This is a genomic window from Vibrio taketomensis (genome assembly GCF_009938165.1).
In the GTDB taxonomy this organism is placed as follows: Bacteria; Pseudomonadota; Gammaproteobacteria; order Enterobacterales; family Vibrionaceae; genus Vibrio; species Vibrio taketomensis.
In genome coordinates this window covers 735,234-753,145 of record NZ_AP019650.1, presented here as the reverse complement: position 1 = coordinate 753,145, position 17,912 = coordinate 735,234, and the positions used below count along the sequence as shown (strand labels likewise).

26 protein-coding genes and 1 pseudogene are annotated in these 17,912 nt (G+C 42.0%); 25 read left to right on the top strand and 2 right to left on the bottom strand.

What is annotated here, in order from left to right; translation table 11 throughout:
* Positions 1-149 precede the first annotated feature (149 nt).
* The 25 genes and pseudogenes from Vt282_RS17130 to Vt282_RS17045 all read left to right on the top strand — a co-directional run bounded on the left by Vt282_RS17130 (position 150) and on the right by Vt282_RS17045 (position 16,007).
* Complete coding sequence (locus Vt282_RS17130; protein ID WP_162064169.1) at positions 150-860, top strand: hypothetical protein; 711 nt, start codon at positions 150-152, stop codon at positions 858-860.
* A gap of 9 nt (positions 861-869) precedes the next feature.
* Positions 870-1,391, top strand: coding sequence for a calcium-binding protein (locus Vt282_RS17125; protein WP_197740118.1), 522 nt, complete (start codon positions 870-872; stop codon positions 1,389-1,391).
* Positions 1,388-1,843: a calcium-binding protein gene (locus Vt282_RS17120; protein WP_162064167.1), complete on the top strand. Its 456-nt coding sequence runs from the start codon at positions 1,388-1,390 to the stop codon at positions 1,841-1,843. The genes Vt282_RS17125 and Vt282_RS17120 overlap by 4 nt, the downstream gene beginning before the upstream one ends.
* The gene (locus Vt282_RS17110; RefSeq protein WP_415663470.1) at positions 1,828-2,367 is read left to right on the top strand and encodes a hypothetical protein; all 540 of its coding nucleotides are present in this window, start codon (positions 1,828-1,830) and stop codon (positions 2,365-2,367) included. Before Vt282_RS17120 ends, Vt282_RS17110 begins: the two co-directional genes overlap by 16 nt.
* 80 nt (positions 2,368-2,447) lie before the next feature.
* Entirely contained in the window at positions 2,448-2,744 is a 297-nt protein-coding gene (locus Vt282_RS17100; protein ID WP_162064165.1) for a hypothetical protein, read from the top strand.
* A 55-nt stretch (positions 2,745-2,799) separates the two neighbouring features.
* On the top strand, positions 2,800-3,012 hold the full coding sequence (locus tag Vt282_RS17095; RefSeq protein ID WP_162064164.1) for a hypothetical protein: 213 nt from the start codon (positions 2,800-2,802) through the stop codon (positions 3,010-3,012).
* A gap of 105 nt (positions 3,013-3,117) precedes the next feature.
* Positions 3,118-3,552, top strand: a complete 435-nt coding sequence (locus tag Vt282_RS17090) for a hypothetical protein (protein WP_162064163.1) — start codon at positions 3,118-3,120, stop codon at positions 3,550-3,552.
* Positions 3,553-4,074: 522 nt separating this feature from the next.
* On the top strand, positions 4,075-4,644 hold the full coding sequence (locus tag Vt282_RS20910) for a hypothetical protein (RefSeq protein WP_232055186.1): 570 nt from the start codon (positions 4,075-4,077) through the stop codon (positions 4,642-4,644).
* A complete protein-coding gene (locus Vt282_RS20905; RefSeq protein WP_232055185.1) occupies positions 4,635-4,946 on the top strand; it encodes a GAF domain-containing protein in 312 nt (103 codons plus the stop codon). The genes Vt282_RS20910 and Vt282_RS20905 overlap by 10 nt, the downstream gene beginning before the upstream one ends.
* Before the next feature lie 375 nt (positions 4,947-5,321).
* The gene (locus Vt282_RS20900; protein ID WP_232055184.1) at positions 5,322-5,573 is read left to right on the top strand and encodes a hypothetical protein; all 252 of its coding nucleotides are present in this window, start codon (positions 5,322-5,324) and stop codon (positions 5,571-5,573) included.
* A 497-nt stretch (positions 5,574-6,070) separates the two neighbouring features.
* Positions 6,071-6,499 carry a PqqD family protein gene (locus Vt282_RS20895; protein ID WP_232055183.1) on the top strand — a complete coding sequence of 143 codons (429 nt, stop codon included), beginning with the start codon at positions 6,071-6,073 and terminating at the stop codon, positions 6,497-6,499.
* 489 nt (positions 6,500-6,988) lie between these two features.
* Entirely contained in the window at positions 6,989-7,237 is a 249-nt protein-coding gene (locus Vt282_RS20890; protein ID WP_232055182.1) for a hypothetical protein, read from the top strand.
* Positions 7,238-7,430: 193 nt separating this feature from the next.
* On the top strand, positions 7,431-7,880 hold the full coding sequence (locus Vt282_RS20885) for an HlyD family secretion protein (protein WP_232055181.1): 450 nt from the start codon (positions 7,431-7,433) through the stop codon (positions 7,878-7,880).
* Positions 7,881-8,371: 491 nt separating this feature from the next.
* Positions 8,372-8,692 carry a hypothetical protein gene (locus tag Vt282_RS21340; protein WP_197740095.1) on the top strand — a complete coding sequence of 107 codons (321 nt, stop codon included), beginning with the start codon at positions 8,372-8,374 and terminating at the stop codon, positions 8,690-8,692.
* A 50-nt stretch (positions 8,693-8,742) separates the two neighbouring features.
* Positions 8,743-9,057, top strand: a complete 315-nt coding sequence (locus tag Vt282_RS21335; RefSeq protein WP_197740094.1) for a preprotein translocase subunit SecA — start codon at positions 8,743-8,745, stop codon at positions 9,055-9,057.
* On the top strand, positions 9,054-9,314 hold the full coding sequence (locus tag Vt282_RS21330; protein ID WP_197740093.1) for a preprotein translocase subunit SecA: 261 nt from the start codon (positions 9,054-9,056) through the stop codon (positions 9,312-9,314). The genes Vt282_RS21335 and Vt282_RS21330 overlap by 4 nt, the downstream gene beginning before the upstream one ends.
* A gap of 147 nt (positions 9,315-9,461) precedes the next feature.
* Positions 9,462-9,862 (top strand): annotated as a pseudogene (locus Vt282_RS21525) (preprotein translocase subunit SecA).
* A gap of 176 nt (positions 9,863-10,038) precedes the next feature.
* Positions 10,039-10,203, top strand: a complete 165-nt coding sequence (locus Vt282_RS20875) for a hypothetical protein (RefSeq protein ID WP_232055180.1) — start codon at positions 10,039-10,041, stop codon at positions 10,201-10,203.
* A gap of 139 nt (positions 10,204-10,342) precedes the next feature.
* A complete protein-coding gene (locus Vt282_RS20870; protein WP_232055179.1) occupies positions 10,343-10,657 on the top strand; it encodes a hypothetical protein in 315 nt (104 codons plus the stop codon).
* A 382-nt stretch (positions 10,658-11,039) separates the two neighbouring features.
* Positions 11,040-11,792 carry a hypothetical protein gene (locus Vt282_RS17065; protein WP_162064162.1) on the top strand — a complete coding sequence of 251 codons (753 nt, stop codon included), beginning with the start codon at positions 11,040-11,042 and terminating at the stop codon, positions 11,790-11,792.
* A gap of 25 nt (positions 11,793-11,817) precedes the next feature.
* Positions 11,818-12,543, top strand: coding sequence for an outer membrane beta-barrel protein (locus Vt282_RS17060; protein WP_162064553.1), 726 nt, complete (start codon positions 11,818-11,820; stop codon positions 12,541-12,543).
* Positions 12,495-13,010 (top strand): polysaccharide biosynthesis/export family protein, encoded by a 516-nt coding sequence (locus Vt282_RS17055; protein ID WP_162064552.1) that lies wholly within the window; start codon positions 12,495-12,497, stop codon positions 13,008-13,010. Before Vt282_RS17060 ends, Vt282_RS17055 begins: the two co-directional genes overlap by 49 nt.
* Before the next feature lie 111 nt (positions 13,011-13,121).
* Entirely contained in the window at positions 13,122-14,231 is a 1,110-nt protein-coding gene (locus Vt282_RS20865) for a GumC family protein (protein ID WP_232055177.1), read from the top strand.
* Positions 14,232-14,248: 17 nt separating this feature from the next.
* A complete protein-coding gene (locus Vt282_RS20860) occupies positions 14,249-15,259 on the top strand; it encodes a polysaccharide biosynthesis tyrosine autokinase (protein ID WP_232055176.1) in 1,011 nt (336 codons plus the stop codon).
* A 133-nt stretch (positions 15,260-15,392) separates the two neighbouring features.
* Entirely contained in the window at positions 15,393-16,007 is a 615-nt protein-coding gene (locus Vt282_RS17045) for a hypothetical protein (protein WP_162064161.1), read from the top strand.
* A gap of 51 nt (positions 16,008-16,058) precedes the next feature.
* Here the strand turns inward: Vt282_RS17045 and Vt282_RS17040 are convergent, their stop codons facing one another.
* Together Vt282_RS17040 and Vt282_RS17035 are read right to left on the bottom strand one after the other, a co-directional pair.
* Complete coding sequence (locus Vt282_RS17040; RefSeq protein WP_162064160.1) at positions 16,059-16,478, bottom strand: arsenate reductase/protein-tyrosine-phosphatase family protein; 420 nt, start codon at positions 16,476-16,478, stop codon at positions 16,059-16,061.
* Between the two features lies 1 nt (position 16,479).
* A complete protein-coding gene (locus tag Vt282_RS17035; RefSeq protein WP_162064159.1) occupies positions 16,480-17,898 on the bottom strand; it encodes an O-antigen ligase family protein in 1,419 nt (472 codons plus the stop codon).
* Between the last annotated feature and the right edge of the window lie 14 nt (positions 17,899-17,912).

Genomic DNA, 17,912 nt, shown 5'->3' with positions numbered 1-17,912 from the left:
CAAACTCGCTTTAGCTTTGATGCCTCAAACTGGGATAAGGCTAAGGTCTTGACGGTAGAGGCGATTGATGACGCTGATGTGAAAATTTTTATCAAGGTAATATCAACTTTACCGCGTCAAGTAATGTAGTTGAGTCCGATTACAATACAGTGAGTGGTATTGAACAAATCGTTTCAGTAACGGACAACGACAGTGGCTCGGTGATCGTTACTCAAACCAACGGAACAACGCTAGTCAGTGACAATCAAACCGATGATTATTCGTTAGTCTTAAGTAAAGCGCCAACCGCACCAGTGGTGATAAATCTGCTGAATGATGGGCAAACTCTCTTTGCCAGTGGTGATGCGCGCTTTAACGCACAATACAATACCGTTACCTTCGACGCAGATAATTGGGATCAGCCAATTACGATTACCTTGTCGGTGAATCCCGATTATCAACAACAAGAGGGGCAACCAGTTCAAAATCCGCCACTGCAATCACATACGCTGAGCGGTATTCAAGGCAAACTGATTATTGATGGTGGCGTGCCAGATGGCAAATCTCGAGCATTAGCTGGCTCGGTTACTTTGCCTAGTGAAACGGATAGTGAGCTACCAATCGTTAATATTGAGATTAACGAAACGGAGCTAACTGACGTGGTTAATATCTTTAACGATGGCAGCATTACCGATGATAGCGGCGTGTTGTCTGATACCACTGTTACCGGTTTGGGTATGGAAGTTGGAATCGAGTACGGTAACGTTGAAGTGGTCGAGCTATTCCTAGGTCAAGGCAATGATGATGTTACAGTAACCAATACCGCCGCCAACTCATTAACCGTGGTGCATGGTGGGGCGGTAATGATTCACTATCAGTAACGGGCAGTGATGCAAGCAGTGCGTTGGTTCTATTTGGCGATACTGGTCAAGATGGTTGGTCTTTTGATGCGACATCATTGGAAAACCGACAAAGCAAGAGAATTTAGCAATCCTGGCAATGATACGCTTAATGCTGCTGGCGCTAATGGTTCTGTGGTTCTTTACGGTGGCGCCGGTAATGACACAATTACGGGTAGTGAACATGGCGATCATATTGCTGGCGGCTCTGGTGACGATGTTATCAATGGCCGTGGAGGCAATGACCACCTTTATGGTGATGCTGGATTTAACATCGATTCTTCAACGCGTATTGATTTAACCACCAAATTGAATCAGCAAATCTTAACTGTGGTGAATATCGCTGATACTCAATCCGATAATCTAGAGACATCTGATCAATTAATCTTCGGTCATGACGAAATTAATGCCGGTAGTGGTGATGATATTGTGATCGCTGATTTTGGCAACATTGAACAACGTGCAGATGTAAATCGCATCTTTCAACGGATTGGAACGATGTGGTTGAAGTGACCAACCAAAGTTTTGCACTTGGTGGCAATGATACTGTATTGGGTGGGAACAATAATGATTTGATCCTAGCGGGTGCAGGTCAAGATGATATTTATGGCGGTAATAACGCAGTGCGTACTACCTCTGATGCAAGTGATGATGATGTCATCTTCGGTGATATCGGTAGTGTGACCTTAGTGACAGGTGTAGTAACTGCTGCGTTTAGCCAGGATACCAATATTGGAGACGTTGATACAATTTATGGTAACGAGGGAAGCGATATCATTATTGCAGGTGCGGGTAACGACGTTATCAATTCTGGAGCAGGTAATGACTGGGTGCTGGGTGATTTTGGTACGGTTGAATTGCGCAGTACCGAAACGGTGATTGAGAGCGTTAGTGGCGAGCAACATGCGTTTGGTAATGATACGATTCACCCACAAGTGGTAATGATCGCATCATCGCCGGCTTAGGAAATGATGTTATTACTTCAGATAGTGGTAGTTCGCATATCATTGCTGACTACGGTTCGTTGCACTATAACGCCGCAGGCATTTTGGTGAGTGCGGTAACCACTGATGCAAATTTAGGTGGTGATGATCGAGTTTCACTAGTGCAAGGAGACAACGTAATTTTGGCTGGTGATGGTCAAGATAGGGTACAAACGGGCAGTGGTACTGATTACATCGTTGGTGATAACGGTGAAATTAGCTTCGATGATGCGGGCGTTGTTACTCGTGTTGCGACGACCTTCTACGAACAAGGTAACCATGACAACATTAATGCAGGCGATGGACTGAATTTCGTACTTGCGGGTATCGGTAACGATGCAATCATTAGCGGTGATAACGATGATTGGATTGTCGCCGATAATGGTGAAATTAATTTTGTTGATGGTATAGCGCGTAGTTTGATGGGCACTGATACAGTGGCTTCAACTGCAGGGGATAACACGATCACTTCTGGGCGGGGAATGACCGCATTATTGCTGGCTTAGGCAGCGATATCCTCGAGTCGAGCTCAGGTGATAACCATATTATTGCCGATAACGGTACACTTACTTACAACGCAAATGCATTGTTAACTCAATCGGTAACCAATGATGCGAATGTAGGTGGTTCGGATAATATAACGCTTGGTGCGGGAAATAGTGTAGTACTGGGTGGTTTTGGCAGCGATAACATTTCAATTGGTGAAGGTAATAACATAGTTATTGGTGATAATGGCCAAATTTTGTTTGACCAGCAACAAGTTATTACTAGTGCGCGTACTACGAATTTAGGCCAAGGCAACAGTGATGCAATATTCATTGCGGGTGGGAACAATACCATTCTTGGTGGGGCGGTTCTGACACTATCACGACGGGGTCGGTGACGACACTATTGTCGGTGACAACGGACAAATCAATTTTCTTGATGGCGCGCGCCGTTTGATGTTTAGCACCGATATATCAAATACCACTGGCGGTAGCGATGTTATTTCGAGTGGGGCAGGCAGTGACCAAGTCATTGCAGGTGTTGGTAGTGATGTTGTAACCAACTTTGCTGGTGAAACCGTCATTGTAGGTGATGATGGCTATATACTCAGCGATAGTAGTGGTCGTTACACAAGTTCGTACCGGAAATACCAACTTAGGTGGTAATGATACGCTGATAGGTGGTTCGAACCGAGACGTCATTTTCGGTGGTTATGAAGTGATGTTATCTATGGGCAATCTGGTGATGATATTCTTGGCGGTGATGGTTCATTGTTAACTCGTTCAGGCAATATCTTTGTATTTGAAGCGGTCGACCTATTTGTAGGTGGAAATGATACGCTCTCAGGTGGCGCAGGGCTTGACCGTATGCAAGGTCAGTATGGTAACGATTTCTTCTTTGCTAACTTTAGTGAAGATGTGTTGCTAGGAGACTATGGTCGTTTCACCTTTGTTGAGAGTGACTCAATAAGTAGTGCAACATCGATCATTTCTTTGGCTCAAGGCGGGCTGGATTTAATTCGCCAAGCGCAAACCAACTTGTTCAGCGGATATGCCAAACAGGTTCATGCTAAATCCAATTTAGGAGAAGCCGCACGCAGTCGCACTGCTGTTACTACTGCATTTACTTCTGATGCACGACAAGCGTTTGACAACTTGTCACTTGTTTATCGCCAATGCATCGAGTGGTGGAGCGCAAGGTGCTGACTTTATTATCCCAACAGAGCCAACAGCAGCAGGGTTTGAGAACCTTCCAGCCGACCCTTGCCATCTGAAAACGGAGTAGATGACAATGAAGCTGAACAGAGTCAAGATGTAAGCGACGTGGTGGATCAATCGCAGGCAAACCCCTGCAGTAGAGGATGCGAATACTTCGGAATCTGGTCAAACACCATCAGAGCAGCAACAAGAATCTGAGCAAGAGTGCACTGAGGAATCCAAGGTTTGTGAAGTGCTAGAAGAGGAGGCGGCAAGCCAAGGAGATAGCGATATCGATATTGAGGCAGCCATCGCAGGATTGGGGCATGGGTGGTAATGCGAGATAAAAGTATGATAGCGATGATGAGCATTTAGGTTAGCCGAAAGGCTAACCTTGCTAGACATTGTTGTTAAATAACGTTATTTTAATTGTTATCACTTTGGTTTTCTTGACCATTATTGAGTGAGTTCGCTTACCAGGAGGGTAAGCGAACTGCCTAGGTTGAGGTAGTAAGTAAAGGGATGTAAGATATGACGCAGCAAGTCGGTACAACTGATGAGCAGTTGGCATTTTCCGCAAACGGTGAACAGGAGCCTGGTTCAATACTGCCAGATCATGCTTCTAGTAGTTATTATCAAAGGTGGTTGCTTAAACAAAAATCGCTCATTCCTAGCTTAAACTCTGCACTCATCTTACTTCCTATTGATAATGATTTAATCCCTACCGCCGACTACCAGAATCAAGCGAAGAGTTATCAAGCTCTAAACCAATTAGTTTTAACAAATCTGAACGTAACTCAACCTCAAGTTGCAGCACTTGATTATCCGGAACAAGACGCTCAAGCATTTGGCATTATTTATCCTGTATTTGATAGTGATCAGCAGCGTTTGGCCGTGGTCGCATTGGCGTTGGAAGTGAGTAGTCAAAGCGAGCTTACTCAGGCACTAGCGAGCATAGAGTTCAGTTGTGCTGGACTTGAAGTCGTCGAATATCAACAACGGTTAAAGCAACTGCATATCTCACAGCAGGCCAATGCAGACAAAATTGATGTGCTCGCGCGTACTCTGAACAGACTTATGGTGCGGCGGCTATGCGTCTAGTTACCGAGTTAGCAGTGCTGCTTAATTGTGATCGTGTCAGTTTTGGTGCGTATAAGAAACATCGCTGTCAATTACAGCACCTGTCTCATAGCGCTCAGTTCGGTAAGAAAATGAACCATGTACGTCTAATAGAGACTGTAATGGATGAGTGTTTAGATCGGGGACAGATTATTTGCTTTCCTCACAGAGATGCGGCGCAATGTTACATAGATCGAGCGCATAAAGAGTTGTCGACACAGTTTGGCGATATCGCAGTGGTTTCGATTCCATTATTTTTGATAGCAAGTTGTATGGTTGCTTAGTGCTTGAAGGCAAGCCCGAAAGGGTGGTTTCTTTCTCAGAGGCAGAAGTTTGTCAAAGCCTAGCCTGTTTGGTTCTACCGGCAATCGAAGAAAAACGGCTTAATGATCGTTGGTGGTTGCAGAAAACATCAGATTCGTTCATTGAACAACTAAAGCGATTATTCGGACCTAATTATCTTGGTCGTAAATTAGGGTGCTTTCGATAGTAACTGCGGTTTATCTTGCTTCGACGGTGACTAGCCATTATCGACTCGCCGCTAAAGCTCAAATTGAGAGTGGCGTACAGCGGGCATTAGTAACACCTACGATGGCTGCATTGGTGAGGCTTTAGTTCGAGCTGGTGATATCGTCACTGAGTCCCAGTTACTGCTGACGATGGACGATAAAGATCTACGTTTAGAAAAACTTAAATGGTTGAGTGAACAAAGCAAGTTAAATAAACAATATCAAGAAGCTATTGCGATTCGTGATCGAGCCAAAATCAACATTATTAACGCGCAGCAAGAACAGGTTGATGCGCAGTTGGAGTTGGTCAACAGTCAAATCGTGCGAGGCAGCATTGTCGCACCGTTCGCAGGTGTTGTGGTGAGTGGTGATTTAAATCAACGTCTTGGTAGTGCCGTGTAAAGGTGAACTGTTATTTGAGGTTGCGCCTTTGAACAGCTTTCGTATTCGATTACAGATTCCAGAGAATCGTATAGCTGATTTGAACATAGGTCAGCTTGGGACATTGCACCTTCCGCATTACCTGAGTATGGTTTTGACTTTGAAGTAACCAAGGTGACACCCATCGTTGAGGCTAAAGAAGGTGAAACTTACTTTATCGCCGAAGCACAACTTTGATGAAGGGCGAAGAGACTCAGGCCCAGTTACGCCCAGGTATGGAAGGGTTGCAAAGGTTTCAATTGATAAGCGGCTTACTATTTCAATTTGGACTAGAGAGTTGGTTGATTGGTTACGTATCCAATATTGGTCATGGTGGGGTGATAGTTACCCATGTCTCAGTCCCTATTTAGTCAAAATTGGTATCGAATAGCAGACATAAAGTTCGTTTACGCAAACATGCCGATATCCATCGGCACACCTATCGAGGAGAGGTTTGGTATGTGTTGCAGGACCATATTATGGCCAATTTCAACGCTTCACGCATCGCTTATTTTCTGATTGGTTTAATGGATGGAGATCGAACGCTACAGCAAATTTGGGATATTGTTTGTGAACGATTTGAAGATGATTTGCCGACGCAAGATGAAGTGATTCAATTGGTTGGTCAGTTAAACCAAGCCAATGTTATTCAAACCGATGTGTTACCAGATATAGCCATATTGCAACAACGACGTGAAAGCGAGCAACGTAGAAAGTGGCTTCAGCAGCTTAAGTCACCATTAAGTATAAGAATTCCGCTCCTCGATCCTGAAGGTTTTTGTCCGCGACGCAATGGGTGGCGAGAATTGTCTCTCGAAATTTGGTGCGGTGATATGGTTTATTGTTGTCGCTCTGGGCATGGTTATGGCTGCCACCCATTGGACGAGTTTAACTCAGAACTTGAGTGATCATGCTCGCGGTTGAGAATTTGATTTTAATGGCGTTAGCTTACCCAATAGTAAAACTGGTGCATGAACTAGGGCATGGTTACGCGGTTAAGCGATGGGTGGTGAAGTGCATGAAATGGGGTGATGTTGCTAATATTTATCCCTGTTCCTTATGTTGATGCCTCAGCGGCTTCTTCGTTTCTAAGTAAATATCAACGCATGATGGTTGGTGCAGTGGGTGTTAGGTGAGCTGTTTATGGCGGCCATAGCGATGATCGTATGGGTGATGGTTGAACTGGCGTTGTACGCGCCATTGCCTATAACGTGATGTTGATTGAGGCGTGTCGACAGTACTCTTTAATGGAAATCCTTTGTTGCGCTTTGATGCTTACTATGTGTTAGCGGACTATTTGAAATCCCCAATCTTGCTTCGCGAGGGAATGCCCAGGTTGGTTATTTGATTAAGCGTTATGTCTTCGCTTGTCGCAAGCGCGTTCGAGCGCCCATAGCGTGTCAGAGTCGGCTTGGTTGGCAAATTATGCCGTCGCGGCGTATTGCTATCGAATGTTTGTAATGATCGCGATTTCGCTATTTGTTGCGACGAAGTATCTATTTATTGGGGCAATACTAGCGATTTGGTCGATTTGGACCAGTTTATTGCTGCCGTTATTAAAGATGATGGTTAAGCCTATGAACGATGTAGTAATGAGCGCAAAGAAACAACGAATTTACACCATCAGTTCGTTAGCGGTGCTTTGATGGCAATGATGCTACTTTTTTTCCGGCTCCATATAAAACTTATTCGCAAGGAGTGCTGTATATTCCTCAAGATTCCTATGTTCGAGCTCAAACTAGCGGGTTTATCACTGAATTGAGCGTCACCCCGGTAGTCAAGTTACTGAGGGCAGGGCATTATTCAATTGCGAGATCCAGAATTGAGGCGCAAGCAAAATTGTTTGCGGCACAATTAAATGAAGCTCGAATTCGCTATAAGGCGAGTGTGGAAAATCGCAGTGAATCAGAGATACTTTTGCATGAGATGAAATATCTAGCCCTTCAATATCAAGAGATCCAAGCAAGGCTCAAGCAGATGAGAGTTATCAGCCCAAATGATGGAGAATTTATATTACCGCAAGGCCGAGATAACCTTGGTCAGTTTTATCATCGAGGAGACGTTATCGCGTATGTTCTGGATTATGCAAAGCTACCATTAACTGTGCTGGTGGCAGAAAACGATATAGAGAATGTGCGGAATAATACTCAATCGGTCAGCATAAAGTTGGTTTCAAATCCGCACCATTCTTATGAGTCCAAAATCCTGCGCCAAGTTCCTGCGCCTACACACCATTGCCCAGGTAATTTTGGCCACCGATGGCGGCGGCCTCATTGCGTTAGATCCTAGTTCACTTACGGGCTTGCAAAGTTATCATGGCTATTTCCAAGTCGAAGTTGATGCTGCAAATATTGATAAGTTTCGTTTTGATGAGCGCGCGCATGTTTTGTTTGAACATCCAGCAGAACCGTTAGCGTATAGATGGTATAGAAGTATTCGGCGAGTGTTCTTGAGGCAGTTTGATGTTTAACTATCCAATTAGACGCCCTGTTTCTTGTTTGGAACGTCCGCAAAGGCACCGATAAAGCAAAGCTTAATGGTACGTTGGTGGCGAACAATCACGGCATACTTTTCGAGACCTATTCGATCTTCGGTGTGGTTCTATCGACCGATACTCTGGGGGTGAAACGATACGATCGTCATCTTCGTCGGTTAAGTGATGAAGAACTTGATATAGCAATTTACGCTCTTCGCAAGCAAATGCATCAGCAAGGTTTAAGTGTTGGGAGAATCATTAGGTCATTTGCATTGATACGGGAAGTCTCTGGGCGTGAGCTTGAATGTGGCAATTTGATAGCCAAATTCTTGGTGGACTGGCCATTTTGCATGGCACGGTTGCCCAAATGCACACTGGCGAGGGCAAGACGTTAACCGCGACGCTACCAGTAGCAACAGCAGCGCTGGCAGGTATTCCTACCCATGTTGTTACGGTCAATAATTATTTGACTCAGCGTGATGCTGAATTAATGACGCCGGTGTATCAACGTTTGGGGTTGTCTGTAGGTGTGATTATTGAAGGCTTGCAGGTTGGTCAACGCAAAGCACAGTATGCATGTGATATTACTTACTGTACCAACAATGAACTAGCGTTTGATTTTTGAAAGACCGGATTCAGCTCATCGGTAACAATCATGCCTTACAACGACACGCAATGAGAGGGATTCATTCACATCGCAGCCAAGCACCGAACCAACTGATGTTGCGAGGGTTACATTTTGCGGTAGTAGACGAAGCCGATGGAGTGTTTATGGATGAGGCGAGTACGCCACTAATTATTTCGGGAGATGCGAAGCCTCAGCCAGAACAGAGTAAAATGTATCAACAAGCTTATACCATCATGTTGCAGTTAGAGCGAGAGCGAGACTATATGGTGAATGAAAAGTCTCGAACGGTTGAATTAACCTCAGTAGGTGAAGAATCGATTGCGAGGTTGAGTGTGAATGGGCGCTATGGCGCGCACGAGTGAGACGTATTGAGTTGGTTAAGCAGGCATTAAGTGCGCATTATTTATTTCGTCGCGACAGAGAATATCTAATTGATGAAGACAAGGTAGTCATTATTGATGAGCATACAGGACGTCGTATGCCCGAACGCAGTTGGCAAAAAGGACTTCATCAATTAATAGAGATAAAAGAAGGCTGCGAGTTGAGTGACCTGAGAGTGACGCTAGCGAGTGTGAGTTTTCAAAACTTTTTCGTCATTATTACTGCCTTTCTGGTATGACGGGTACCGCAAATGAAGTTAAACACGAATTTGGCGCGTATATGGTTTACCTGTCGTTGATGTACCGACTAATAAAAATCGCAACGTATTACACTGGGCGAGAGTGTAGCAAGATGAACAACAAAATGGCAAAAAGTAGTTGAACGGATTTATAGCGTCCAAGGTGGTAGTCGACGCCCTATTTTGATTGGTACTCAATCATTGTATTCATCAGAAACACTGAGCGCTTTGCTCGATCAACTGAAGATTACGCATCAAGTATTGAATGCTCGCCAAGATAAGCATGAAGCAGAAGTGATTGCCCGAGCTGGTCAGTTGGGTTGTATCACAATCGCGACCAGCATGGCGGGAAGGGGAACAGATATAAGCTGCCAAATGAAGTTGAGATTTTGGGCGGACTGCACGTGATCATTACCGGCGTCCACGACACTTCACGGGTTGATAGACAGTTGGCAGGACGCTGTGCTCGTCAAGGCGATAAAGGCAGCGTGGAGTATGTTTTATCACTTGAAGAGCCAATAATTACCCCAAAATCAAAAGATTGTTAACAATGATTTATCATTTAAGGCTACCCTGGAAGTTAAAAATACATTATTGTTGAAAGGTATAAAATGTTGTCAGAGAGAGGCTGAGCGAACGCAAGAAGCTCAACGAAAACAACTATTAAAACAGGATGAACAACAACAGGAATTGTTGTCTTTTCAGATCATAGGATGTAATCGCGATGATGAAGTATTTAACATGGATGTCGATTGCGGTTAGCGCAATCACCAATTCACAAATGGTTTTGGCTCAAGATAAACCGAACTTATTGCCTTTGGCTCCATTAAGCTGCTTACTTGAGCCAAGCTTTGATGTTGAGTTAAGTAGTGAAGTTCAAGGGTTATAAAGAATATCGATGTACAACGCGGTGACCGAGTAAAAAGGTCAAACAGTGATGGTATTGGAGTCTAGCTCGAAGCTGCTGCTGTGAATACCGTTAAGGCAAGGTTGAGTTTGCAACGCGTAAAGTCGAACGAAACACAGATTTGTTTAAGAAAAATCTTATTTCTGATATCGAACAAGATGAAATGATGACGGAAGTACGTTTAGCTGCTTTTCAATTAAAAGAGGCTCGTGTTCGTCTTGGACTTCGAGAAACCAAGAGCCCAATCGAAGGTGTGGTTATACAACGCTACAAAGATCCTGGTGAGTTTGTTGATGAAACGCCTTTTACGCATTGCAACGCTCAATCCAATGCATGCGGAAATTGTTTTACCAGCGGAACTTTATGGCACCATCAAAAAGGTGATACATTCAATGTCACCGCTTTAGGTCGGACCAAATCCATCAAGGCACGGTGAAAGTCATTGACCCTATCATTGATGCAGCAAGTAACACGTTTGCAATAGCATTGGTCTTAGATAACGAAGATGGAGTGCTATCAGTGGTTGCGTTGTGAGGTGAGAGCTTCTTCTTTGGCCAAAACTGAATTATTATTGGATTTGGTTTAGAGGCATTTGTCCAATCACTGGGGTTGTATGCATGGCAGCCAAATCGTAATCTTGTTTACCAACCAAGGTATTCTCGCTGACCTAAGCGTATGTCTGCTACCTGTATAATGGCTCTAACCATTATTCGTTTTATTGTATTGATGATTTCAATGAATAATGTGGCAACACTTCTTTATTATATTGTCCAATTCAGTTTAATTCAGTGTTGACGAATTAATAAAAAATTACTGCAGTGCACAATCTTCTTATAATTGAGACTGGTCTAGATATTGCTTTTATTTTAGTTATTACGCGAAGAAAAAATGGATACTACATCTCTGAATTTCAATTGCTAACTGCTATTAAATGGCTCAGCAATGAAAGCATAACGGGTGTAGTGGATGTTTATCATAGGATGATTGCATCTGATAAAGGATTAATAATGCATAATGTGAATAAAGGCTTGCTCATTATTTGTGCTTGTTCAACAGCTTTTAGTGCCTTTTCTCAAGATAGTCTTGGCTATTTCACTAACTCCGGGATAAAGATTGTCCCACTTTTTAAAACGGATTTTGAGCATGTAGACAATATAGGACGATTCTCTGATGCAGAAAACCCAGAGTCTTCTACGGTCATGATAATTGCTCCCGGCGTTGTCTTGTCATCGGATCGAAATGGCAACCAGTATCAAATTGCTTACCAACTATCTTCAGGAACGTACTTTGATAGTTCCGAAGATAATTTTATTGATCACCGATTTACGACGAACAATTTTATACAAGTCAATCGGCGGAATGGGATTGGTTTGAACTACAGTTACCTTGCTTTGCATGAAGAGCGAGGCACCGGAATTCTGGCGGGCGATGACATTTCGATTTTAGCTGACGGACCAGCAAAATATGGATTGCACAACATTAATGCTACTTACGTTTATGGTTCAGAAGGATCGAAAGGCAGGATTGAATCTAATATTCGTTATGAGAATAAAAGTATAAAACTATCGTAATGTTACAGTCGATGGATTTGGTTCAATTAGTACCAAATACAAAGATTATGATGAGGTAGGTGGTGGAGTTGCCTTTTATTTTCAAGCGTTACCTCATACGCAGTTATTAATTGAATACGATGTAGCAAGGCGAGATTTTGAGCTCAATGCCCCTATAACTGGAGAATCTCAGGATAATATTAATAGCTATTATTATCTTGGTGCTAAATGGGATGTTTCGGGTAAAACAGATGGTAAATTGCGTTTTGGTTTACAGAATAAATCCTATGAAGACACTAATAAACCCAACTTTGACGGATTTAGTTGGAATGTAGAAGTCAACTGGAAACCACTCAATTACTCAACCTTTACGCTATCTGCAAGTCAGGATGCTATAGAACCTAGCCAAGGCTCGAACTACATTGATCAAACCAGTTTTGATGGTAGTTGGAAACATTTTTGGTTAACAAACCTATACAGCTATTTGTCCCTTACTGTCTCTCAAGATGATTATTCAGAAAGCGAACGTGATGATGACTTAGTAAAATCTGCGTTTGCCCTAGGTTATGAATTGAGAGATTTAGCCGATATATCAGCTGGATGGAGAAACGAAAATAACGATTCTTCAATTAAGACCAATACGTATGATCAAAATGTTTGGTATTTATCTGTTGAGCTGATTTTTAAAGAGATTACTGAGGTTAGAGATGTTAAAACTAATAAATATTTTCACGTTTTCTTGTTTTTCTACTGTTCTCTTGTAGATCACTAGCATTTGAAGATACGTACGTTATCGGTGCTGGAGACACAATTCAAATCTCAGTATATGGGGAGAAAGAGTTGTCGATCGATTCACTCAACATAAATAGTAGCGGAAAATTTGAATACCCATACCTTGGAGAGTTGAGTGCATTAAACAAAACACCGGAACAACTGAAAGCCGAGATTACCCAGGGCTTATTGGGAGATTATATTATATCTCCAAAGGTCAGAGTCAGTGTGGTTGAATTTAGAAATGTTTATGTGAATGGCGAAGTAAAAAAACCGGGGGGTTATGAATATCAGCCTGGGTTGACAGTAGACAAAGCGATAGCGTTAGCTGGTGGTTTTACTGATCGAGCTTCTCGTAGCAAAGTTTACATTGCACAAAATGGGTCAGATGATAATAAAAACAAGGTCAAGTTATCAGAGAAGGTCTTGCCTGGCGATATCATTGTCATTGAACAAAGCTTTTTTTAAGGCTGAAGAATAGATTTGGAAGTTGGAACTTAATATGTCTAATAATCTTCAAGGTAATATCCAAGAAAGAGAAAAATCATCGACGTTGGATATTATTGGCATCTAATTAAAATGCGTTGGTTATCAGTTGCATTATTTACCTTGTTATGTACTGCAATATCGGTATTAATAGCGTTATCGATAACTCCTACGTATAAGGCAACTGCCACTTTGCTAATTGAATCTTCGGAGAAAAAAGCGATTTCAATCGAAGAAGTAGTAGGATTTGATACAAGTGCAAAAGAGTATTATTTAACACAGTTTGAAATCTTGAAGTCTAATCAAGTGGCACAAAGGGTAATAAATAAGCTTAACCTACAACAATATCCAGAATTCAATCCTGAACTGGTTGCCCCCAAAACCAGTTTCATTGTTCAGATAAAATCCAAGATCCTCTCTAACCCAACACTTGCATCCTATTTTATATCATCTAACGGCGAGCAACGCAGTGAGGTTTTTGACGAAGATGCAATAAACAGAGCTGTACTAAAATCATTTAGATCGAAATTAACCATCACGCCGATTCGTAAAACACAATTAGTAAGAATTTCTTTTGAGTCAGAAGACCCGATATTAGCCGCAAAGATTGCAAATGAAGTAGGTTTGGCGTTTATAGAAAACAACTTAGAGTCGAAATTACAAGCCACCGAGCAAGCGACGGGTTGGATCAATACTCGCTTGGCTACCTTGAAACAGCAGTTAGATAATTCAGAGCAAGCGTTGCTCGACTTTTTACGTCAGCAAGAATTGATTGATGACAGTGGTATAGTAGCGTTGACCAGTTCAGAGCTAGCCAACTTAACCGATAGAATTACGGAAGCGACTAATAGACGTATAGAAACACAGTCGTTGTACAATGCGTTAAAGAGTAATAGAAATGTTGATGTGTCAACATTAGGTTCAATTTCGCAAATTTCGAACCATCCTCAAATTCGTGATATTCGTAAAGCGGAATCGGATGCGGTGAAGGAAGTGAGTGAATTATCTAAACGTTATGGTCCCAAACATGACAAGATGATTCAAGCCAATGCTCAACTAAAATCAATCCAGATGAGAGCCCAGCAAACGGTTCAAAAATTAATTAATGGAATTGAAAAAGAGTTGGCGAGTGCAAAGAGCAGAGTTTATGTTGAGGCAAGAAATGCTCAACAAAAGAAGAATTTCAAACGCTCAGTGTTGTGAAGCGAGAGTACGATGCTTTGAAACGTGAAGTTGACACTAATGCTAAGCTGTATGACTTATTCTTAACACGACAAAAAGAAACTTCCGCAACTAGTGATTTTAGTGCCACCAATGCGAGATTTAGCGACCATGCTTTGGTGCCAGAGTTACCAAATAAACCAAATCGTAAATTAATCGTATTGCTAGCATTTGTCGCTAGTATGGGCTTTGCCATGATGGTGATCATTTGCTTGGATGCATTAAATAATACCATTGAGTCAGCTCGTGATTTTGAAAATAAACTAGGATTATTACCTACCGGAACTGTGCCTTTGCTTAAAGATCGCTCATATAAAAAACGTCCGCTCGATGCGAGTGTATTCCATAATGATAAATTTTCAGTGTTTCATGAGTCGCTCGATTCGATTCGTACATCACTAAATTTGAGCTTTTATAACAAAAACAGAAAACTTGTCGCCATATCATCTTCTGTTCCTGAAGAGGGAAAAACGACAGTCGCTGTCAACTTAGCTTTATCTTTCGCGAAGTTGGAAAAAGTATTACTTATTGATTGTGATCTAAGAAAGCCTTCAGTCGCGGGAAGGTTTGGTATATCGAATTCTCATCCAGGGTTGACCAATATTTTGATGATGAATACCCTGAGTGAAGATTGCATTGTTCCTTATGAAGATAGCAATTTAGATGTGCTCAGTGCGGGAATGCTGTCGCCAAACCCACAGGAAATCCTGAGCAGTCAGGCATTTGAAGAGTTAATATTATCTCTATCAGGTAAGTACGATCGAATTATATTCGATACACCGCCAATACTGCCGGTGAAAGATGCGTTTTTAGTTGGTCGCTTAACCCAAGGTATAGTGCTTGTGTTGAAAGCCAACAGCACCACCAAATCAGTTTACAAACATACAATGACACTATTTGCTAGGCATCAAATTCCAATTGACGGTGTTGTTTTAAATCAGGTGCACGCCCCCAAAAAAGGTGCTCATAATTATTCAGAGTATGCAAAATATGCTTACTCGCAAAGCTAAGAGTTTCAACAGAACTCTTTTGCTGTTGATGTGATAGTAATAGGAATTGTTGTCGTTTTAAGAGCAGGGTAGTTAGTGGAGAGAGAGTTACAAAATCAATAACTTCGAAAGCAAAGTACTATTTAATGTTGATATGTTACGTATTTTGCTGGTTCTCGTTGGAATTTTGGTATTGGCTCTTCAGGCGATTAAAACTGGTGCAGTTGAAAGACAGATTTCTGTACTCGAAGTTGGTGAGTATGATAGCGAAGTCGTGACTAGTATGGTTAGTCAACTTAACTTAACATCACCTCTGGTTACTGCCCATGAATTAAATACATATGCAAAGTTGTTACAATGGTTGCAGTATCATGGTTACAAACGATTCGAGCCTGATGACATTGAATCGATGCTAATTTTAAGCACTCATCTGCGGCCTACTTGGTCACCGACTTATATCGAGCTTTTTAGGCTACACAAATCAAATGATCAGATTTTGAAAGCGAATGAATATTTGAATTTAGCGCAGCTGTTTGGGCCACAAAACTCTTTAGTAACGATTGAGACTATCGACCATGTATTTTCAAATTGGCCAAATGAATCGTTAGAAGCCAAGATATTCGCTTCGCGTGACGCTCTAAAACTGGCGAAAAATTGGAGATATAAGGATAACTTTAATACGATGTTGAACTATTCGAATGGTAAGCAGCGTATATGTAATCTGTTGTTTTTCAACAAAATAAAGTTGGTGGTGTGTAATCAGCAATAGGTGGAAAAATGCGATTGTTGGCGTAATTCTTAGGCTAATCTTCTTTGCCAACTATGTGCTGCTTTTTGAGTGTCTATAACAACGTTCAAATGAAAGAAAATCTTGGCCATAAGGGTCGAGGATATCGCCTTGACCGATCCATTGCCCAAAAAGGAGTGTCTTAGCCCGAGCGCCTAATGCAAGTTTAGAAACTACTTCTAGTTGTTCATGGTTCATCACTAAAATTAAATCCGCGTTTTCAATAAGTTCTTTACTGATCGGTTTTGCTTGGTGTTGAGATAGATCAAATCCGTTACGCTTGGCAAGCGACACACAATAATTCGCCGCACCTTGCTTATTTAGCGCCAGCTCTTCGACTAACACTCCAGCGGAAAGCACTTGCTTGTTAGGCAATAAATCCGCAAGGATAACCTGAGCTAGTGGAGAACGACATATATTGGCAGTGCAAACAATTAAGATTCTCTCAACCATCTTATAGCTCCTCTGTTGTTTGATTCTTTACAACAGATACGGTCTTAATAGGTAATCTACCTGTGGCAGGTAAGATGAAACATGCGTGCGCGATAAATAGCACCAAAATAAATGTGATTGCATTTGCTGGCGGTTGTAAGGTGAAGTCAACACTCATATGAACCAGCATACCAGTAATGGACATGATGCAACCAAGTGCTAACCCTTTCATAGTTCGACTGTTTCGGTCTCTAATCGTTTGCAAACTACGCCAAAAGGCGAATAGCACGAGGGCACTTAAAACGATTGTAGCTGGGATACCAACTTCAACCATAAATTGAATATATTCGTTATGTGCATGATCGTAGAAACCTATATCACCGTGCGAGTACATGGGGAATATGGTATAAAAGCTAGCTAAGCCCGTTCCTGTCCAAGGGAAATCACGCACTATATCTAGCGCCCACATGACAACCTGATCTCTCGATTCAAATCCTAGGGATGTTTCTACCAGCCGTTGTTTTACTTTTTCTAGACCAAATAAAGTACCAATAATGATTGTGTCAATAATGAGGACGCTAGCAACTAATATCGAAAGTGCTTTAGGGCGTTGTTTGTAGTAGAGCAGTGCCAGAATTCCTCCAAATGCGGTAGCAAAGAAAAAAGCAGTATTTCCCATTCTTGAACGAGTCATTACCAGAGCGATCACCATAATAATAAGACATAGTCTGACCAACATTTTTTCACTCAGTATCCCCTCGAGAATCCGACGTAATCGATGATTCCAACTACCAGATGGGCTTAATCTTAGTTCGGTGACTATGTAGCCTAAGCCTATGCAAAGACACATCATTAAATAGTTAGCTAAATGATTTTTATACACAAAGGATCCAGTCGCTATTCCTTCTTCCGGGTAATTGAAGAAGGCACTTTCTGGAATTTCCAACAGCACCATTAGAGAGGCATAAAATGCTTGAAATGTGCCACTACAAATGATGGCAAGAGCCAGCCATTTAAGTCTTTTACTGGAGTTAACTAAAATAATTGCGTTTATAACTAGCAACGTATAGCTGAGACCTTTGATTAACGAAATCTGAGTCATTCTGGAGTCAATGGATAGATAGCCATATTTCGCACCTGCGAGTTGATAGATGTGTGCACTATTAGGTGACAAGAATGAGAGTATTTCGAAGTGAAACGGCACTAACTGTAATGTTACCCATGCCTGGAACAAGCACATAGGATAAACCAGCAATTTGTAATGGTTGAGAAGTCGAAAGGGGATTTGACCTTTATAAGCGATGAGAATTAGCAACGAGATTAGGGCAACCCAAATCTCAGAAATTGACCAGGCCCATACACGGTTACTGCCCAAAGGCACGGGAAGCCAAGTAATTAATAGTATAAAGAGTGAATACGCCAGCCTTTCATAAAACTTCATGGTTACGCTTTTTA

Bases quoted from the DNA above. Each gene is read 5' to 3' on its own strand.
- Vt282_RS17125 (WP_197740118.1), top strand. From the start codon at position 870: ATGCAAGCAGTGCGTTGGTTCTATTTGGCGATACTGGTCAAGATGGTT.
- Vt282_RS20910 (WP_232055186.1), top strand. From the start codon at position 4,075: ATGACGCAGCAAGTCGGTACAACTGATGAGCAGTTGGCATTTTCCGCA.
- Vt282_RS20905 (WP_232055185.1), top strand. From the start codon at position 4,635: ATGCGTCTAGTTACCGAGTTAGCAGTGCTGCTTAATTGTGATCGTGTC.
- Vt282_RS20900 (WP_232055184.1), top strand. From the start codon at position 5,322: ATGGACGATAAAGATCTACGTTTAGAAAAACTTAAATGGTTGAGTGAA.
- Vt282_RS20895 (WP_232055183.1), top strand. From the start codon at position 6,071: ATGGCCAATTTCAACGCTTCACGCATCGCTTATTTTCTGATTGGTTTA.
- Vt282_RS21340 (WP_197740095.1), top strand. From the start codon at position 8,372: ATGTGGCAATTTGATAGCCAAATTCTTGGTGGACTGGCCATTTTGCAT.
- Vt282_RS21335 (WP_197740094.1), top strand. From the start codon at position 8,743: ATGAGAGGGATTCATTCACATCGCAGCCAAGCACCGAACCAACTGATG.
- Vt282_RS20875 (WP_232055180.1), top strand. From the start codon at position 10,039: ATGATGAAGTATTTAACATGGATGTCGATTGCGGTTAGCGCAATCACC.
- Vt282_RS20865 (WP_232055177.1), top strand. From the start codon at position 13,122: ATGCGTTGGTTATCAGTTGCATTATTTACCTTGTTATGTACTGCAATA.
- Vt282_RS17045 (WP_162064161.1), top strand. From the start codon at position 15,393: ATGTTACGTATTTTGCTGGTTCTCGTTGGAATTTTGGTATTGGCTCTT.
- Vt282_RS17040 (WP_162064160.1), bottom strand. From the start codon at position 16,478: ATGGTTGAGAGAATCTTAATTGTTTGCACTGCCAATATATGTCGTTCT.
- Vt282_RS17035 (WP_162064159.1), bottom strand. From the start codon at position 17,898: ATGAAGTTTTATGAAAGGCTGGCGTATTCACTCTTTATACTATTAATT.